Genomic DNA, 16,480 nt, shown 5'->3' with positions numbered 1-16,480 from the left:
GACTATGTCGCGCCAGCATACGCCAACAGAACTGAATGATGCATTAAAGGGAACGAAACCCACTTTTCTGATGCTGTTGTTTTTTAGTTGTGTGATTAATATGCTTATGCTGGCGCCGGCAATTTATATGCTACAGGTTTACGACCGTGTGCTGGTCAGTAAAAATACCACCACGCTGTTAATGTTGACCTTATTGATTGTCGGCTTGTACATCGTTATTGCCATGATTGAATCTGCCCGCGCGCAGGTTATGGTCAGGCTTGGCAACAGGCTGGATATAAAGCTAAGCCAGTTGGTTTTTAACGCAGCCTTTAAAAGAAAGATGGTTACCGGTGATAACAACCCAGCGCAATCTTTAGCCGAATTAGATCAGGTTCGTCAGTTTCTTTCCGGGAATAGCCTGTTCGCCTTACTGGATATTCCCTGGACGCCAATATATCTGTTCATCGCCTTTTTGGTCCATCCCCTGCTGGGATATCTTTCTCTCGGCGGAATAACATTATTATTTATTCTGACGTTGGTATCTGAAATCTCTACCAAGCGCCCGATTCAGCAAGCGCACGCCTTAACCATTAACAATGCCAGCAAACTGAATAAACAGCTGCAAAACGCCGATGCCATTGAAGCGATGGGGATGCTTTCGACCCTGAAGTCCAACTGGCAGGAGCAACATAACAAAGTGCTGGCGCTACAAACGCAGATTGCCGACAAAACGGCCGGGTTAAGCAGTCTCAGCCGCTTTGTGCGGGTGTTGCTGCAATCTATTGCGCTGGGCGCCGGGGCTTTACTGGTGATCGGCGGCCATATTACTCCGGGCCTGATGATCGCCGCCTCGATCATTCTTGGCCGCGTCCTCAATCCGGTAGAACAAGTCATTGGCAGCTGGAAGCAGTTCGTGCAGTTTCGTAGCGCGTGGCATCAGCTCTCAACCTTGCTGAAGGAGTATCCGGCACCGAAAGAGGTACTGACCCTGCCGCGTCCTAACGGCAACATCAGCGTCGAAAGCGTCTTCGCCGCAGCCCCCGGCCAGCCTTCCCCGCTACTGCGTAATATCTCATTCCAGCTGGAGCAAGGTGAAGTTCTGGGGATTATCGGCCCCTCAGCCTCAGGGAAAACCTCGCTGGCAAAGGTTCTGGTTGGCGTCTGGAAACCGCTATCAGGGAAAGTCAGATTAGACGGCGCAGATATTTGTCAGTGGGATAAAGCGCTGCTGGGCCCGTCTATTGGCTATCTGCCGCAGGATGTGGAACTGTTTGACGGTACCATCGCGCAAAACATTGCCCGCTTCGCGCAGAATGACAGTGAGCTTATCGTCGCCGCCGCATTACTGGCAGGCGTTCATGAGATGATCCTGCGCTTGCCACAAGGTTATGACACGCTGTTGGGCGCAGGTGGATATCAGCTCTCCGGCGGGCAGCGGCAGCGCATCGGGCTGGCACGCGCCGTGTATAACAATCCTGCATTCATCGTGCTTGATGAACCGAATGCCAATCTTGACGACGCGGGCGAATTCGCACTCGTTAAAGCCATCAATACCCTGCGTACCCAGGGACAAACCACTGTCATTATCTCACACCGCCCGACGCTGCTCGGCGTGGTCAATAAGGTTTTGCTGCTTAACGATGGCGCTATACAGGAGTTTGGTACCCGCGATCAGGTTTTTGCCCATTTGCGTCAGGCCAACGTACTGAAACCAGTGGCTACGCCTTCTCCATCCACGACTGAACAGCAACGTGAGGCCTGATGATGAAAAAGAAATCTGAGAACGCGGCCTCTGCTGGCGTTGATACTAATATCTGGTCGCCGATTATCCGGGGCGTGATCGTCATTGTGCTTGGTGTCGGTAGTTTTATCCTCTGGGCAGTGCAAGCGCCGTTAGATGCGGGCGTGGTCGCCGATGGTACGGTAACCGTATCGAGTAACCGCAAAACCATTCAGCATCTGAGCGGCGGTCGGGTAACGGATATCTTTATCAAAGAAGGCGACCTGGTGAAGAAAAATCAGGTCCTCGTCCGGTTGGATAAAATGCAGCTTGAAATGCGTTTCAGCGCGTTAAATGCCCAGTATATTTCTGCAAAAAGTATCGAAGATCGCCTGTTGGCAGAACGCGATGGCCTGGATGCGATCGTCTTTAATACGACGCTGACGCAGCAATTATCTGGCAATAAACGGCTGGCAGAAGTCAGAAATCTGCAGGCTAAACTTTTCGATACCCGTCGCAAAACGATTCAGGATGAACTGTCGATGATTCAGGAAACGCTCGATGGTCTGGTAGGACAAACGGATAATCTCAATAAAATAAAAGGCTATCGCGACCACCAGTTTTCTCTGATTAACCGGGAGTTAGGGGCTATTCGCGCGCTGAGCGAAAAAAACTATTATCCCAAAGCGCAATTACTGGTGCTGGAGCGCGAGGCAGCAGAAATATCTGGCAGCGTTTCAGAAGATATTCTTAACATTGCCAAACTGAAATCGCAGCAAAACGAATTAAAAATTAAAGCCTACCAGGTGCGTCATCAATATTTACGTGAAGTTGAGTCTGAACTGACGGAAAACCAAAAAGAAGTGGCAATGCTGGAGGATGAACTGGCGTCCACCCGTCACGAGCTGGATAACACCGAGATTCGCTCACCGATTAACGGTATTGTGCTGGATGTTAAAGTCAGTACCGTGGGCGGCGTCATTCAACCCGGCGAACATCTTATGGATATCGTTGCTGCCGGACAACCGATGCAAATTGATGCCAAAATACCCGTGCATGCCATTGATAAACTGGTCCCCGGCTTAACCGTTGATGTGCTTTTCCCTGCCCTTAACCATGCCCTGTTGCCGTCGGTTCCGGCCCGGGTTCTGACTATCTCGGCGGACCGCTTAATTGATGAAGCCACTCAGCAGCCTTACTACCTTGCGGAAGTACAGGTTTCAGCAGAGGGCGCGCGTTTGCTGGGCGATTACAAAATTAAAGCGGGAATGCCCGCCAGCGTGACGATCAAGACCGGTGAACGAACCCTGATGAGTTACCTGTTTAAACCGTTGATTGCCCGTCTGGAACTGGCTTTTAAAGAGTATTGAGCCATCCATTGCCGGTATGGCGTACGGCTTGTCGCGCCATACCGCTTTCTGCCGTTGCTGGCAGCTTTGCTTTCTTGTAACCTTCTTCCCGTCACACTACTGACAAAATCTGGAACCACTGAACTGGACTTCATATGAATGCTCATATTTCTAAAGACCCTTTACATGGCGTAACGCTTGAAATGCAGGTCAATGCCCTGGTTGAACGTTATGGTTGGGCTGAACTGGCGCAACGCATTAATATCAACTGCTTTAAAAATGAACCGAGCGTTAAATCCAGTCTGAAGTTTCTGCGCCGTACGCCGTGGGCGCGGGCTGAAGTTGAAGCGCTGTACCTTGATTCGCTGCATGACCTGGCCTCAAACAACACCCCCGAACCGGCCTTCGATCCCTGGGCTAACAGCCGCAATAAAAAGAAATAAGAGCAAAATCAGATGGCAGCATCCGGTTTCTTTTCAGGAAATTATCAGAAAAAACTGGCGAAGATTCTCGCCCGTTCTCGTGCCAGACTACCGCTGACCAACATGAAATGGTTTGCTGTACTTGTAGGCAGTATGTTGTTACTTGGCAGCTGTTCTTCACAACCACCCGGTCACAAGACCACTCCGCTACCTCCGGTGAGCAAACCCCAGCAGAGCAAGGAGCCAGTGCGCGGGATCTGGCTGGCGACGGTTTCACGTCTTGACTGGCCGCCGATTTCATCCGTGAACATCAGTTCGCCTGCCGTACGCATCAGCCTGCAGCAAAAAGCGCTGACGGATAAGCTGGACAACCTGAAACGGCTTGGTATTAACACCGTTTTTTTCCAGGTTAAGCCCGATGGGACCGCATTGTGGAAGTCAAAAATTCTACCGTGGTCAGATACCCTGACCGGTACGATTGGCCAGGATCCGGGTTACGATCCGCTGAAGTTTATGCTCGATGAAGCGCATAAGCGCGGAATGAAAGTTCATGCCTGGCTTAACCCCTATCGCGTGTCCGTAAACACCAAACCTTCGACGGTCACTGAATTAAACAGCACGCTGTCACAGACGCCGTCCAGCGTATACGTCCTGCATCGGGACTGGATCCGCACTGCGGGCGAGCGTTTTGTGTTAGACCCCGGTATTCCCGACGTGCGCGACTGGATCACCAGCATCGTGGCGGAAGTGGTTGAGAATTACCCGGTTGACGGCGTGCAGTTTGATGATTACTTCTATACCGAATCTCCCGGCTCTGCGCTCAATGACAGCCAGACCTTCAGAAGATACGGTCAGGGGTTCGCTTCCAAAGCTGACTGGCGGCGCGATAACACGCAAAGGTTGATTGCCCAGGTATCGCGGACCATCAAGAAACTCAAGCCTGAAGTCGAGTTTGGCGTTAGTCCTGCGGGCGTGTGGCGCAACCGTTCGCACGATCCAGCGGGCTCCGACACGCGCGGCGCGGCAGCGTATGATGAGTCGTATGCAGACACCCGCCGTTGGGTGCAATTAGGTTTGCTGGATTACATTGCACCGCAACTCTACTGGCCTTTTGCCCGTGACGCAGCGCGTTACGATGTACTGGCAAAATGGTGGGCAGATGTCGTAAAATCAACCAACACTCGCCTCTACATTGGTGTAGCGCTGTATAAAGTCGGTGAACCATCGAGAAAAGAGCCGGACTGGACGGTAAAAGGCGGTGTGCCGGAACTGAAAAAGCAGCTCGATTTAAACGAATCCGAACCGTACATCAACGGCACGATCCTGTTTCGCGAAGATTATCTTAATCAACCGCAAACGCAGGAAGCTGTGACCTATATTCGCAATCGTTGGGGACGTTAATGGTTGTCCTCTGGTCAGTTTAGCGAGGAAATGTAGCGGGGAAACCTTGCCCCGCTCAGCTTTAATTTTCCGGGAAGTGTTGCGGCCGTATCTGCGTCACCGGGACATTAGCCGGCGGACATTATCATTAATTTGTTTCTGAATCGTCTTCAGCGTAGATAGCGTTATCTGATCGGGGTATTTGTCCCTGGCGATAGCGCTCAATGCAGTGGCAAAGTGACAGACTTTTTCGATTATGCCGTTCACATGGTCAGCAGATAACTCAGCTTCCTGAACGCCAAGCGACTGAAGGTGCTTTCTTTCGATATCCAGCGCCTCTCCCAGCACGTCCATTTGGTGATACCCACCTGGCCCTTCGCACCAGGTGACGTCGTAAGCCGGAGCCAGAGTCCAGTTTCCATCGGCTGACATTAAATAGGCAAAATTCTTCGGATGATCATCGCGGTTGTTAAAAGCCACGTTGAAAACCACGCGTTCGAACGCTTTTGCCTTTTCTCTGACATCATTGGTACAAATCTGCGTGGCGCGCAGAAAATCCCGGTAGTCTAAAGCGCCGGGTATCTGGTAATTTGCCCCGGTAAGTGCCGCCAGGCTCTGCATAGGAATACGTATCGACTGGTCACGGTCGAAACGGCGAGTGGCAAATGCCGCCTGTCCGCCGGGCAGATTGAAATACGCCGTATCAGGCGTGGTGATCCCACATTGGCGCAAGCATTCAGCATAAACCGCTTCGATGGCACATACCTCAGCATGCTCATGCCTGGCGGGAAATTTAATCAGCCAGCTTTCGCTCCCGGGTTGCGGCACCGTGGTGAATTTAGACGTGACAGTGTCACGATAAAGTAGCGCCTTAGGCCTTGCTCCTTGTGGCGAACCGCCCATCTGGAGCAGTTTGTGCAAAAATTCCCCGCCTTCACCGCTCAGGACTTCCTGAACCTCAGCGGACAGTTGTTCGAGAGGAACATCCTCTTTTGAAAGCATCTCGACATCTGACTGAACGGGCTGGAATGTCATGGCACCCATCGCGTTGTTGCCGACCCAGGTTAAACGCTCTAATGGACCTATGCGTGCTGCGTTGAGTCCGCGGCGTTTAAATAATCGGTCCATCAACAGCATGCCCCAGCCGTCAGGTAGCGAATCATAGACCGGTCCGGGTAATCCCAACTGATGAGCCGGGAAATCCCTGCGCAAACGAGGACCGTTCAGCGGTAACATCAGACGGGACAGCTCCAGGCCCCTACGTAAGGCGTCTTCACTGTATTCAAAGGCGATCAACGGACGTCCGGTCAGGGCTGTGGAAGACACCAGTTTTCCCCACAGCCATTTTTCACCCCAACCTTCATAGAAGACATCAACTTGTTCAGGCATCAGGTTTTTTCCTTTTGATCCGCTGGCGCGTTGCGCTCTTTTCGTAACGCAAAATATCATCCAGACTATCAATCCTGGGTTTGAATAACCCCTCCAGTGCATCGCCATAGCCTAACACCATCGCGACTTTGACCAGATTCTCAAATCCTACATTCTTACCTGTTTCCAGATTTGAAACGGTATTCACACCGACACCTGAACGCGCGGCAACATCAGCCTGCGTCATTTGCCGCGCGAGTCGTTCTTTACGCAATCTGTCACAGAGTAGTTTGACGATATCAGCAGCTGTATTGAGCGTTAAATCCATAATATTGGCCCTTATAAGAATAAAAGCTACTTTACACCCAATATTATAGAGTTAAATGGTGGGGAATTCAAAATCTTATAAAACACAATAAAAGGGAGTTAAACCGGAAAAATTTACTTAAAAGCCATTATAATGGAGTTATCCGGGCACAAGGTCTGTACCCGGATATGGTGTGGTTATCAGGCAACGGAAGGCTCAGGTAACCTGAAGGATGAGACCAGCAGTGCCAGCTGTTCCGCCTCCTCTTTCAGCGCCTGCGTCCGTGCTGCGGCATCATCAATTAACGAGGCATTCTGCTGAACGGTGCTGTCCATTTCGGTAACGGCCAGCGTGACTTCGGAAACGCCCTTACGTTGTTCTTCACCCGCAACGCGTATTTCCCCCATCAACTGGCGCACCTGACGCACATTGCTGACCAGTTCTCCCAGACGTTCGCCGGCAGTGTGGATTTGCTGACTTCCGCTACCTACATGAGAAACAGATTCATCAATCAACGTTTTAATTTCCTGGGCGGCGGTGGCACTGCGCTGAGCCAGCGTGCGCACTTCGGAGGCCACGACGGCAAACCCTCTGCCAGCATCCCCCGCTCTGGCGGCTTCAACCGCGGCATTCAGGGCGAGAATATTGGTCTGGAATGCAATGCTGTCGATGACCGCGACAATTTCCACCATTCTGCCGGATGAGGCGCTGACGTTATCCATTGTTGAGATCACGCCCTGCATCACATCGCCGCAGCGGTTGGCCGTTTGCGCGGTGCTATCGGATAGCTCATCCGCCAGTTGTGTATTACTGGCGTTTTGATGAACGGTCGCATTTAACTGTTCCATCGCCGCCGAACTCTCTTCCAGCGCAGCGGCCTGCTGCGTGACGCGAGATGAAAGCTCCATATTACTGTCAGCCAGGCTAACGGCGTTATTCGCTACCACTGTGCTACTGCTTCTGACGGTGATCAGGATGGCCGAGATTTTATCGACGAACAGGTTAAACGCCTCGGCGATAGCTGAAATCTCGTCTTTGCCACGAACATCCAGACGACGGGTAAGATCGCCTTCGCCCTGCGCAATATCATCAAGTGCCTGGCGAGTTTCATCGAGACGCGAAATCAGTCGGCGAACCACCAGCCATGATCCCACCAGCAACAGCGTCATGACAGGGATCAATACTTCCAGAACATCCTGCATCATCACTTTGGCGAGACCGACGATGCGTGATTCAGGTGTCACCAGCCCCACGACCCAGCCGGTATCCGCCATCGGGAACAGCATTACCCGGGATGGCGTATTCAACACGTTGTCGTTCGCAAGCGTAATCGTCTTCACTCCATCCGCCGGGCGCAAGGATTTCAGACCGTTTTGCACCGGGATAAGCCACTGCGCGCTTTGCGCCAAATCGTTAATGGTTTTATATTTTGCCAGGTCGGCCTGCGGGAAATAGAGAATTTGTCCCTGCTTGTCTACCACAAACGCGTAACCACCGGTGCTGTTTCCCTGCTGCTGCATGAAAGTGGCGACGTTATCCAGACGGATATCGGTGGTAGCGACACCGGCAAACTTGCCCGCCTGTTGATAAGGCACGCTGCATGTCACCATGTTGACGCCTGAACTGGCGTCCTGGTAAACGTCAGACCATAAACAGCTGTTTTGTGAATGGCCTTTGGCCAGTTGATACCAGCTTTCATTGTGGTATCCACTCGATCCTTCGACGTTATAATCATTGGAATACACCAGCTTTCCTTCAGCATTACGCGCCCAGAAAAAGCTTCTTTTCTCCACACCTGCGGTGAAGGCGTCTGGTTCTGGCCAGATGCCGCCGCCGGTAATAATCGAGTCTTTACCTTCACCAATAAGATGCGGAACAACGCTTTGGTACAGTGATTCATCGTTAGGCAACACTTCAGCCAGTCGCGACAGGCTGACGGTCTCACCTTCAATTCGGGACAATACGGTACTCAACTGACGGGTTAAACCTTGCCCTGTTTCTTCGATCAGAGCGGTGTTGATTTCAACGACGCGCGGCTGACCGCGCCAGAGCATAATCACCACGATAACAAGGCTCGTTACTGCAAGCAGCAGAATGCCGCCGATGGTTAAACGCGTTGAAATATGAGTAGGATACCAGGCCATACAAACTCCTTCTGCAAAAGGCTAACTTTTATCCAGTATCGGCACAGGCGTTTATATCTTTATAAAGTTTTCTTAAGTATTGCAAAACAAATTAGTGACAGTGTCACAAATAACAAAACCCAGCACTTTGGCTGGGCTTTAATAACAGTTAAATCTTATTTGGATAATTCTTTTTTGATTTCGTCTTTTATTTTACTTAATTCACTCTGCGGATGTTTCTTGCAAAGTTCAACGGTCAGAGGAACTGCAGTCGTAACGGTTTCGTTATAGTCGACGTAGTCACCACCTTTGAAGTCTTCGTCTTCATTGAGCACCCAGAAGGCCACTGGAGCCATAGTTTGTGGGTTTAAATCAATAAACTCCTGGCAGTTCATGCCTTTTGGAGTCACTTCAGTTTTAGCGTTATCTGTTGCTGCATTGACGCTGACACTGGTTAACAGCGCTGCGACCAGAATACCTGCTGTAGAAAGGGAGAATTTATTCATTGTAGTACTCCATTTATAATATAAATAATATCTACACTTGCGCTTAACACCGTTAATGTAGCTCGCGAAAAATAATACCCCTACCATCATAAGAATAAAGATTACTGTTATTGATATGGCTGAAATTTATATTTCCCATTACTGATTCTTATGTCTGAGGGGTAAATGTTGCCCACAATGTGATCGTTCCGACGAAATCAGCAGATTCATACCCCTCTTCCTCTGCCGTTGCACCAAAACTGAACTACATTGCACAAATGTTGATCATTGGTTAATGAATATCGGTTTATTTTTAACAAAAACAGCCGACGTGCCGCTGTTACGCACATGGCACGCGTCCTGCATTGTTAATTCGCTAACAGAAATACGGTATCTGACAGGCAACTAACAGCGAGAAGGTAATGACAGCCAAACCAGAGTTATTTACCCGCATAGAGCAAACCTTTAGCCAGCTGACGCCCAGCGAAAAGCGCGTGGCCGGGTGGCTGTTAGCCCATGCTGTGCAGATCCCATTTGAAACCGCAGATGGCATCGCCAAAGCAACCGGCACCAGCGGCATTACCGTCGGACGTTATCTGCGTAAACTGGGCTTTCGTAACCTGGAGGATGCAAAAGCCAGTCTGCGTGAGCTTCCCGTTGTTCCCTATCAGCCCTGGGGAATGAACGAACGACTGGACTCCTGGCACCAGCAACAAAGCCTGCCGGATCGGGCGCATCAGTCGCTGTTGCTGGAGATCGACGCTATTACCCACGTCTACCAGCTCGCACAAGGCGAAACGTTTTTACGCATTGCACAGCAACTGGCGCATGCGGAAGCCGTGTACATCCTCGGGATCCAGTCCACCCGCGGGATCGCCAACGCCTTTTTTAGTCACCTGGAATACCTGCGACCTAAAGTCAGCTACTCCGAAGGCCTTTCCGGCAGTTGGGTAGAGTCGCTGAACTCGGGATTCAGCCAGCCTTACGTGGTTATTACCGATATGCGCGCCTACTCCGCTATTTCGCGACAATATTGCCGTGTCGCCACAGAGCGCTGCATTCCGCTGGCGCTAATTACCGATGTGTGGTGCCCATGGGCCAGGGATTATTCCATTGATTTACTACAGGTAAAAACCGACACCGGACATTTCTGGGACTCACTGGCGCCTGTGAGCTGTCTGTTCAACTTATTACTTTCTGCGGTGGTGGCACAACTGGGTGACGCCCTCGCAGGACGCCTGCAAACCAATCGCCAGTTACAACAACAATTTGGTCAATTCGAACAATAAACAGGATACGTGCTATGTCAGAACTCCCAGAACTGGTCGATCTGTCGGTGATATTTCCGTCGCTGCATATCGATCTTAAATACGCCACTGCCGACAACATTACCGGCGCACCAATCTACCGGGAAGCGCGTTGTCTGTTGCACACTGAGGCGGTTACCGCGCTGGCTAAAAGCATCAGTATTGCGCAACTGGCCGGCCTGCAGCTTGTGGTGTACGACGCGTATCGCCCCCAGCAGGCGCAGGCGATACTGTGGAATGCCTGTCCCGACCCGCAGTATGTTGTCGATGTCGCGATTGGTTCCAATCACAGTCGGGGTACGGCCATTGACGTCACGTTGATGGACGATCGCGGCCATCTCCTTGATATGGGTGCCGGTTTTGATGAAATGCATGACCGTTCCCACGCCTGGCACCCGTCTGTACCTCCGGCAGCGCAGCGTAACCGCCTGTTGCTCAATGCCATTATGTTTGGTGGTGGTTTTGTCGGTATTAACAGTGAATGGTGGCATTTTGAATTACCTGATGCCGCCCGTTACCCGCTGCTTGACGATCAAATGGATTGTTACACTGTCACGCCAATAACAACACAACATCCACTTTAATTCTGGAGCCTGGTTATGAAGACTACACCTGCGTTAAACGCCTTTTTCCGCCCCGCTCTGATAGCCGTTGCGTTAGCGTTTGCCCTGCCCGCCGCACAGGCTGCCGTTCCCAAAGATATGTTGGTGATTGGTAAAGCCGCCGATCCGCAGACGCTCGACCCCGCCGTGACCATCGATAACAATGACTGGACAGTCACCTATCCCTCCTACCAGCGGTTGGTTCAATACAAAACCGACGGAGGTAAAGGCTCCACGGAAGTTGAAGGTGATTTAGCCAGCGGCTGGAAAGCCTCTGACGATCAGAAAGAGTGGACGTTTACCCTGAAAAACGATGCCAAATTCGCCGACGGAACGCCGGTAACGGCAGATGCGGTAAAGCAATCCTTTGAACGTTTGCTCAAAATTGGTCAGGGACCTGCGGAGGCTTTCCCAAAAGATCTGAAGGTCGACGTCATTGATAACAATACGGTGAAATTTACCCTCAGCCAGCCGTTTGCCCCGTTTCTGTATACGCTGGCAAATGACGGTGCCTCAATCATTAACCCGGCCATCTTAAAAGAGCATGCCGCAGACGATGCCCGCGGATTCCTCGCGCAGAACACGGCAGGCTCTGGTCCCTTTATGCTGAAGAGCTGGCAAAAGGGACAACAACTGGTACTGGTGCCGAATCCGCATTATGCCGGGGCGAAACCGACATTTAAGCGTGTCTCAGTCAAAATCATTGGTGAAAGCGCCTCCCGTCGCCTGCAACTGTCACGTGGCGATATCGACATTGCCGATGCGCTTCCTGTTGACCAGCTTGCCGCTTTAAAACAGGAAGGCAAAGTGAACGTGGCGGATTATCCCTCATTGCGCGTGACCTATCTGTATCTCAACAACAGTAAGGCCCCGCTTAATCAGGTGGATTTACGCCGCGCCATCTCGTGGGCCACCGATTATAAGGGCATGGTCAACGGGATCCTGAGCGGCAACGGAAAGCAAATGCGTGGCCCGATCCCTGAAGGCATGTGGGGTTTTGACGATAAAGCCATGCAGTACAGCTTTGATGAAGCCAAAGCCAAAGCCGCGTGGGACAAAGTTGCCAGCAAACCTGAAAGCCTGAGCTTCCTGTACTCTGATAATGACCCTAACTGGGAACCTATCGCGCTCGCCACCCAGGCTAGCCTTGGCAAACTGGGTATTAAGGTGAAACTGGAAAAACTGGCAAACGCCACCATGCGCGACCGCGTGGGCAAAGGCGATTACGACATTGCCATTGGCAACTGGAGTCCGGATTTTGCCGACCCGTACATGTTTATGAACTACTGGTTTGAGTCAGATAAGAAAGGCTTGCCGGGTAACCGTTCGTTCTATGAAAACGGTGAGGTCGATAAACTGCTGCGCAGCGCGCTGGCCACGACCGATCAGGTGGCCAGAACCAATGACTACCAGCAGGCGCAAACCATCGTGATTGATGAAGCGGCCTACGTCTATTTATTCCAGAAAAACTATCAGCTGGCGATGAACAAAGATGTCAAAGGATTTGTATTCAACCCCATGCTGGAACAGGTCTTCAATATCTCCACCATGAGTAAATAAGCCACGTTTATGCGGAGCCGCTCTGGCTCCGCAAGGGGAAGCTAATGACGTTCTGGAATATTTTACGCCAGCGATGCTGGGGACTTATTCTGGTGGTTATCGGTGTTTGCGTAATCACCTTTATTATTTCACACCTGATACCTGGCGACCCCGCGCGGCTGCTGGCGGGCGATCGCGCCAGTGATGAAATTGTCGAAAATATTCGCCAACAGCTGGGGCTGAATCAACCGCTGTATGTCCAGTTTTTTCGCTATGTCAGCGATATTTTTCACGGCGATTTAGGCACTTCCATTCGCACCGGACGTCCGGTACTGGATGAGCTGCGCATTTTCTTCCCCGCGACCCTTGAATTGGCTTTCTGCTCTTTGTTGCTGGCGCTGGTGATAGGTATCCCGCTGGGTATTTTATCTGCGGTCTGGCGTAACCGCTGGCTTGATCACCTTGTTCGGCTAATGGCAATTACCGGTATCTCCACGCCTGCATTCTGGCTGGGGCTGGGGGTTATCGTGCTGTTTTACGGTCATCTGCAAATTTTACCCGGCGGTGGGCGTTTAGACGACTGGCTGGATCCACCTGCTCACGTCACCGGTTTCTACCTGATTGATGCTCTGCTGGAAGGCAACGGCGAAGTCTTTTTCAATGCGCTTCAGCACCTGATTTTGCCATCGCTGACATTGGCTTTTGTGCATCTTGGGATCGTTGCCCGTCAGATTCGTTCCGCCATGCTGGAGCAACTGAGTGAAGATTACATACGTACCGCCCGCGCCAGCGGGCTCCCGGGCTGGTACATCGTGCTGTGCTATGCATTGCCTAACGCACTTATTCCATCAATCACCGTCCTCGGCCTGGCGCTGGGCGATCTGCTCTACGGTGCGGTATTGACCGAAACGGTCTTTGCCTGGCCAGGCATGGGCGCCTGGGTGGTGACCTCAATTCAGGCACTCGACTTCCCGGCGGTAATGGGATTTGCGGTGGTGGTCTCGTTCGCCTATGTGCTGGTCAACCTGGTGGTGGATTTACTCTATCTGTGGGTAGACCCTCGAATTGGACGTGGAGGTGCTGAATGATGCTCACACAAGAAACACCGACCGCCCCTCAGACTGCACGCCGCCGCACGGACTGGGCCAAACTGTTCTGGATGATGAAAAGTAGCCCGCTGACGCTGGTTGGCGGGATCATTATCGTATTGATACTGCTGCTGATGGTGCTGTCGCCGTGGATAACACCCCACGATCCGAATGCCATCAATTTGAGTGCGCGCCTGCTGCCCCCGTCAGCCGCTCACTGGTTTGGAACCGATGAAGTCGGTCGCGATCTGTTCAGCCGCGTCCTGGTAGGAAGTCAGCAATCTGTCGTTGCGGGTCTGGTGGTAGTGGGTATCGCCGGGGGATTGGGCTCACTGCTGGGTTGCTTATCGGGTGTCATGGGCGGGCGTGCCGACGCGATAATTATGCGGATGATGGACATTATGCTGTCCATCCCTTCGCTGGTGCTGACGATGGCGTTGGCCGCCGCGCTGGGCCCCAGCCTGTTTAACGCCATGCTGGCGATTGCAATCGTCCGTATCCCTTTCTATGTACGCCTCGCCCGTGGCCAGACGTTAGTGGTGCGCCAGTTTACTTATGTACAGGCTGCCCGGACCTACGGCGCTTCACGCTGGCATCTGATTAGCTGGCACATTTTACGCAATTCTCTGCCGCCGCTCATTGTGCAGGCATCACTGGATATCGGCAGTGCGATCCTGATGGCCGCCACGCTCGGGTTTATCGGTCTGGGCGCGCAGCAGCCCAGCGCTGAATGGGGTGCGATGGTCGCAATTGGCCGCAATTACGTGCTTGATCAGTGGTGGTATTGTGCTTTTCCCGGCGCCGCCATTCTGATTACCGCCGTGGGCTTTAATCTCTTTGGCGATGGTATTCGCGATCTGCTTGATCCGAAAGCCGGAGGAAAACAGTCATGACACAACCCGTACTGGAAATCGAAGATTTGCATCTGAGTTTCCCCGGCTATAAAGCTGACGTGCATGCGCTGAACCATGTATCACTGCACATCAACCGCGGAGAAATTGTTGGTGTGGTGGGTGAATCTGGTTCCGGTAAGTCCGTGACCGCCATGCTCACCATGCGTCTGCTACCGGAGGGAAGCTATCGTATTCACCAGGGACGCGTTTCGCTGCTGGGTGAAGATGTGCTCAACGCCAGTGAGAAACAAATGCGCCAATGGCGCGGCGCACGCGTCGCGATGATCTTTCAGGAGCCCATGACGGCACTGAATCCGACCCGCCGTATCGGCCAGCAAATGGTGGAGGTGATCCGCCATCATCAGGCGTTAAGCCGAACGGATGCCCGCCAGAAAGCTGTTGCTCTACTCGAAGAGATGCAAATCCCGGACGCGCCGGAGGTCATGAAACGATTTCCGTTTGAGCTTTCCGGCGGTATGCGCCAACGCGTGATGATTGCGCTGGCCTTTTCGTGCGAGCCGGAGCTTATCATTGCCGATGAACCGACCACTGCTCTGGACGTCACGGTGCAACTGCAGGTGCTGCGTTTGCTGAAGTTAAAAGCGCGCGCCAGCGGAACAGCGGTGTTATTTATCAGCCATGATATGGCGGTGGTTTCACAGTTATGCGACCGGTTGTATGTCATGTATGCCGGGAGCGTGATTGAGAGTGGCCCGACGCAAACCGTTATTCAACGCCCGACGCACCCCTATTCCATTGGCTTGCTGAAATGTGCACCGGAACACGGCGAACCGCGCGCATTGCTGCCCGCCATTCCCGGCACCGTGCCGAACCTAACCTGCTTACCTGCCGGATGCGCGTTTCGCGAACGCTGCTTTGCCGCTGGTCCTCGTTGTGAAGAGATGCCTGCGTTAAGTAGTCAGGGAGGCGCGGATCAACAATCTGCCTGCTGGTATCCGCAACTGGAGACAACACATGTCTGATTATTTACTGGCGCTGCAGGATGTTCATGTCAACTTTCCTGCGCGTAAAAACTGGCTTGGCAAGGTTACGGAACGGGTGCATGCGCTCAACGGTCTGGATTTACAGATTCACCAGGGTGAAACGCTGGGGATTGTTGGCGAATCCGGCTGTGGAAAAAGTACGCTGGCGCTACTGCTGATGGGCATGTTGAAACCCAGCCAGGGAAGCTATTCTCGCCGTGGTGAAAAACAGCATAACGGTATGCAAATGGTCTTTCAGGACCCTCTTTCATCGCTGGATCCGCGCTTACCGGTGTGGCGGATAATTACCGAACCGGTGTGGATCCAAAAACGGAGTCCGGAGCGTGAACGACGCATGCTTGCCGAGGATTTGGCACGGCAGGTGGGTATTCGTCCTGAATATCTCGACCGCTTGCCGCACGCGTTTTCCGGTGGACAGCGCCAACGTATTGCTATTGCCCGGGCGCTATCGTCAGAGCCGGATGTTATCGTCCTTGATGAGCCAACTTCAGCACTGGATATCTCCGTGCAGGCGCAAATTCTCAACCTGCTGGTGTCGCTACAGGCGCGTAGAAACCTGACCTACGTATTGATATCGCATAACGTGTCGGTGGTCCGCCATATGAGTGACCGTGTGGCGGTGATGTATCTCGGGCAAATTGTTGAGCTGGGCGATGCCCAACAGGTTCTCACTCACCCCGCCCATCCGTACACACGATTATTGCTGGACTCGGTCCCTAAAACGGGCGCACCGCTGGCGGAAGATTTGGTGTTACGTAAGACTGAGCTACCGGGAAACCGAACGTTGCCCCAGGGCTGCTTTTTCCGTGACAGATGTCCATTGGCAACCCACGGTTGTGAGAAAAAACAGGCATTGCTGAAGAGTGATACCGGCTGTGACGTTCGCTGCTGGCGGGCGGTTACATGACCAG

15 protein-coding genes are annotated in these 16,480 nt (G+C 52.4%); 11 read left to right on the top strand and 4 right to left on the bottom strand.

Annotated elements, in window-relative coordinates:
- Nucleotides 1-4 precede the first annotated feature (4 nt).
- The 4 genes from OGX89_RS06010 (at nucleotide 5) to OGX89_RS05995 (ending at nucleotide 4,874) form a co-directional block, all read left to right on the top strand.
- Complete coding sequence (locus OGX89_RS06010; RefSeq protein ID WP_057067763.1) at nucleotides 5-1,744, top strand: type I secretion system permease/ATPase; 1,740 nt, start codon at nucleotides 5-7, stop codon at nucleotides 1,742-1,744.
- On the top strand, nucleotides 1,744-3,072 hold the full coding sequence (locus tag OGX89_RS06005; RefSeq protein ID WP_185879291.1) for an HlyD family type I secretion periplasmic adaptor subunit: 1,329 nt from the start codon (nucleotides 1,744-1,746) through the stop codon (nucleotides 3,070-3,072). The genes OGX89_RS06010 and OGX89_RS06005 overlap by 1 nt, the downstream gene beginning before the upstream one ends.
- A 134-nt stretch (nucleotides 3,073-3,206) precedes the next feature.
- A complete protein-coding gene (locus OGX89_RS06000) occupies nucleotides 3,207-3,494 on the top strand; it encodes a VF530 family protein (RefSeq protein ID WP_032943454.1) in 288 nt (95 codons plus the stop codon).
- 12 nt (nucleotides 3,495-3,506) lie between these two features.
- Entirely contained in the window at nucleotides 3,507-4,874 is a 1,368-nt protein-coding gene (locus OGX89_RS05995; protein ID WP_003832985.1) for a glycoside hydrolase family 10-like protein, read from the top strand.
- A 96-nt stretch (nucleotides 4,875-4,970) separates the two neighbouring features.
- On the opposite strand, the gene OGX89_RS05990 is transcribed toward OGX89_RS05995, so the two are convergent.
- The 4 genes from OGX89_RS05990 to hdeB form a co-directional block, all read right to left on the bottom strand.
- Entirely contained in the window at nucleotides 4,971-6,242 is a 1,272-nt protein-coding gene (locus OGX89_RS05990) for a type II toxin-antitoxin system HipA family toxin (RefSeq protein ID WP_126957177.1), read from the bottom strand.
- Nucleotides 6,235-6,549 carry a helix-turn-helix domain-containing protein gene (locus OGX89_RS05985; protein ID WP_003832988.1) on the bottom strand — a complete coding sequence of 105 codons (315 nt, stop codon included), beginning with the start codon at nucleotides 6,547-6,549 and terminating at the stop codon, nucleotides 6,235-6,237. Before OGX89_RS05985 ends, OGX89_RS05990 begins: the two co-directional genes overlap by 8 nt.
- A 179-nt stretch (nucleotides 6,550-6,728) precedes the next feature.
- Nucleotides 6,729-8,672: a methyl-accepting chemotaxis protein gene (locus OGX89_RS05980; RefSeq protein ID WP_126957179.1), complete on the bottom strand. Its 1,944-nt coding sequence runs from the start codon at nucleotides 8,670-8,672 to the stop codon at nucleotides 6,729-6,731.
- A 155-nt stretch (nucleotides 8,673-8,827) separates the two neighbouring features.
- Nucleotides 8,828-9,157 carry an acid-activated periplasmic chaperone HdeB gene (gene hdeB, locus OGX89_RS05975; RefSeq protein ID WP_003019999.1) on the bottom strand — a complete coding sequence of 110 codons (330 nt, stop codon included), beginning with the start codon at nucleotides 9,155-9,157 and terminating at the stop codon, nucleotides 8,828-8,830.
- Between the two features lie 401 nt (nucleotides 9,158-9,558).
- Here hdeB and OGX89_RS05970 point away from each other — a divergent pair, with 401 nt between their 5' ends.
- Genes OGX89_RS05970 through OGX89_RS05940 form a run of 7 tightly spaced genes read left to right on the top strand, consistent with a single transcriptional unit; the run spans nucleotide 9,559 to nucleotide 16,476 of the window.
- Entirely contained in the window at nucleotides 9,559-10,425 is an 867-nt protein-coding gene (locus tag OGX89_RS05970) for a MurR/RpiR family transcriptional regulator (RefSeq protein WP_003020002.1), read from the top strand.
- A 14-nt stretch (nucleotides 10,426-10,439) separates the two neighbouring features.
- On the top strand, nucleotides 10,440-11,027 hold the full coding sequence (gene ddpX / locus OGX89_RS05965) for a D-alanyl-D-alanine dipeptidase (protein WP_232397875.1): 588 nt from the start codon (nucleotides 10,440-10,442) through the stop codon (nucleotides 11,025-11,027).
- Nucleotides 11,028-11,042: 15 nt separating this feature from the next.
- Nucleotides 11,043-12,605: an ABC transporter substrate-binding protein gene (locus tag OGX89_RS05960; RefSeq protein ID WP_126957183.1), complete on the top strand. Its 1,563-nt coding sequence runs from the start codon at nucleotides 11,043-11,045 to the stop codon at nucleotides 12,603-12,605.
- Between the two features lie 44 nt (nucleotides 12,606-12,649).
- Nucleotides 12,650-13,672: an ABC transporter permease gene (locus OGX89_RS05955; RefSeq protein ID WP_126957185.1), complete on the top strand. Its 1,023-nt coding sequence runs from the start codon at nucleotides 12,650-12,652 to the stop codon at nucleotides 13,670-13,672.
- Nucleotides 13,669-14,565: a D,D-dipeptide ABC transporter permease gene (ddpC, locus tag OGX89_RS05950; protein WP_126957187.1), complete on the top strand. Its 897-nt coding sequence runs from the start codon at nucleotides 13,669-13,671 to the stop codon at nucleotides 14,563-14,565. Before OGX89_RS05955 ends, ddpC begins: the two co-directional genes overlap by 4 nt.
- Nucleotides 14,562-15,548 (top strand): ABC transporter ATP-binding protein, encoded by a 987-nt coding sequence (locus OGX89_RS05945; protein WP_003832994.1) that lies wholly within the window; start codon nucleotides 14,562-14,564, stop codon nucleotides 15,546-15,548. The genes ddpC and OGX89_RS05945 overlap by 4 nt, the downstream gene beginning before the upstream one ends.
- Nucleotides 15,541-16,476: an ABC transporter ATP-binding protein gene (locus OGX89_RS05940; RefSeq protein WP_126957189.1), complete on the top strand. Its 936-nt coding sequence runs from the start codon at nucleotides 15,541-15,543 to the stop codon at nucleotides 16,474-16,476. The genes OGX89_RS05945 and OGX89_RS05940 overlap by 8 nt, the downstream gene beginning before the upstream one ends.
- The last annotated feature ends 4 nt before the right edge of the window (nucleotides 16,477-16,480 follow it).

It is taken from the genome of Citrobacter sp. Cpo103, from assembly GCF_030332605.1.
GTDB classification, from domain to species: Bacteria; Pseudomonadota; Gammaproteobacteria; order Enterobacterales; family Enterobacteriaceae; genus Citrobacter; species Citrobacter portucalensis.
This window is presented reverse-complemented; position numbering and strand designations above follow the sequence as displayed.

Excerpts from the sequence above, each read along its gene's own strand:
- OGX89_RS05980 (WP_126957179.1), bottom strand. The coding sequence starts at position 8,672 with ATGGCCTGGTATCCTACTCATATTTCAACGCGTTTAACCATCGGCGGC.
- OGX89_RS06000 (WP_032943454.1), top strand. The coding sequence starts at position 3,207 with ATGAATGCTCATATTTCTAAAGACCCTTTACATGGCGTAACGCTTGAA.
- OGX89_RS05960 (WP_126957183.1), top strand. The coding sequence starts at position 11,043 with ATGAAGACTACACCTGCGTTAAACGCCTTTTTCCGCCCCGCTCTGATA.
- hdeB (WP_003019999.1), bottom strand. The coding sequence starts at position 9,157 with ATGAATAAATTCTCCCTTTCTACAGCAGGTATTCTGGTCGCAGCGCTG.
- OGX89_RS06010 (WP_057067763.1), top strand. The coding sequence starts at position 5 with ATGTCGCGCCAGCATACGCCAACAGAACTGAATGATGCATTAAAGGGA.
- OGX89_RS05995 (WP_003832985.1), top strand. The coding sequence starts at position 3,507 with ATGGCAGCATCCGGTTTCTTTTCAGGAAATTATCAGAAAAAACTGGCG.
- OGX89_RS05955 (WP_126957185.1), top strand. The coding sequence starts at position 12,650 with ATGACGTTCTGGAATATTTTACGCCAGCGATGCTGGGGACTTATTCTG.
- ddpX (WP_232397875.1), top strand. The coding sequence starts at position 10,440 with ATGTCAGAACTCCCAGAACTGGTCGATCTGTCGGTGATATTTCCGTCG.
- OGX89_RS05990 (WP_126957177.1), bottom strand. The coding sequence starts at position 6,242 with ATGCCTGAACAAGTTGATGTCTTCTATGAAGGTTGGGGTGAAAAATGG.
- OGX89_RS05945 (WP_003832994.1), top strand. The coding sequence starts at position 14,562 with ATGACACAACCCGTACTGGAAATCGAAGATTTGCATCTGAGTTTCCCC.
- OGX89_RS06005 (WP_185879291.1), top strand. The coding sequence starts at position 1,744 with ATGATGAAAAAGAAATCTGAGAACGCGGCCTCTGCTGGCGTTGATACT.
- OGX89_RS05970 (WP_003020002.1), top strand. The coding sequence starts at position 9,559 with ATGACAGCCAAACCAGAGTTATTTACCCGCATAGAGCAAACCTTTAGC.
- ddpC (WP_126957187.1), top strand. The coding sequence starts at position 13,669 with ATGATGCTCACACAAGAAACACCGACCGCCCCTCAGACTGCACGCCGC.
- OGX89_RS05985 (WP_003832988.1), bottom strand. The coding sequence starts at position 6,549 with ATGGATTTAACGCTCAATACAGCTGCTGATATCGTCAAACTACTCTGT.
- OGX89_RS05940 (WP_126957189.1), top strand. The coding sequence starts at position 15,541 with ATGTCTGATTATTTACTGGCGCTGCAGGATGTTCATGTCAACTTTCCT.